A 1,101-nucleotide genomic window follows, 5' to 3' on the forward strand; every position below is an offset into this window, starting at 1 on the left:
GGCCAGGGTGACGGTTTCGCTGAAGGTGACGCGGAGGTCGGCGGCGGCGGGGAAGGTGCTGGCGCCCTGTTCGGGGGTGGTGGTGCGCACCGACGGCGGGGTGTTGGGACCGGTGCCGCCGCTGCCGCTGAAGGTCTGGCCGTTGTTGCAGGCACCGAAGGTCTGTTTGGCCGATTCGGCCCAGGTGAAGTGGGCGTACTGGCTGCCGCTGCCGGTGAGCTGGAGGGAGGTGCCGGGGGCGGTGCTGTTGCTTTCGCTGACGGGGATGTTCTGGCTGGTCAGTCCGGCGGCGGGGCCGCCGCTGGCGGTGATGGTGCCTTCGTAGCTGATGAACTGGACGACCTTGCCGCTGGCGTCGACGAGGGCGATGCCGTCGTTGGCGCCGTTCTGGAGGCCATTGGTGGGGTAGGTGACGGTGGCAAGGGTGGCCTTGCCGCACCCGGCGGCAGCGCCGGCGGGGACCGGGTTGTTGGCGTAGACGGTGGCCGCGGACGGGTTGCTGCCGTTGTAGAGGTATAGGCGGTAGGTGCTGAGGTCTTCTCCGCCGGTGGCGACGACTTCGATGGCTTCGCCGACGTCGCCGGCGGGCGTGTTGTCGTCGTAATGCAGTTCATTGATGAATACGTCTGCCTGGGCGGCGTTGGCGGCCAATGCGAGCAGGCACCCCAGGGACAGCGGTGTGAGCAACCTCATCTACGTCTCCTTGTGATTGGTTATTGCTGGCCGAATCTAATCAATCCAGATGACACATCTATCGATATGTCGGGATCGGCCTTCCGCAGTGGGACGTGCGTCAAGGAATTGGCGGGGGGTTCTTTTTTTTAGAAGCTGAAGAGCCAGGGCAAAAGCCGGAGCCAGAGCCAGAGCCAGAGCCTTGAAGCCAGAGCCCTGGTTGGCCGGTTCTGCAGGCTGGGCGGGGGTGTGAGGGTTCACGGGACACGCTGCAAGTACGTCCCTGTAAGCTCCGCCACCGCATCCATGCGGTGGAGGGTCCCGTGAACCCTCACACCCCCACCCCAGACACTTGGCTGGGGGCCTGGGGAGAGCGGGTGCAATGCCCAGCCAGGCCTGGCGGCAAAGGCTCTTGGCTCTGCTCTTCCG

Annotated in this window: 1 pseudogene; it reads right to left on the reverse strand. The window is 65.6% G+C overall.

From position 1 onward, the window contains the following. Nucleotides 1-693: pseudogene (locus tag DBR34_RS18340) on the reverse strand (lamin tail domain-containing protein); the annotation flags it as partial. Nucleotides 694-1,101: the final 408 nt, after the last annotated feature.

Source organism: Stenotrophomonas sp. HMWF003 (genome assembly GCF_003061285.1).
Classification (GTDB): domain Bacteria; phylum Pseudomonadota; class Gammaproteobacteria; order Xanthomonadales; family Xanthomonadaceae; genus Stenotrophomonas; species Stenotrophomonas maltophilia_AP.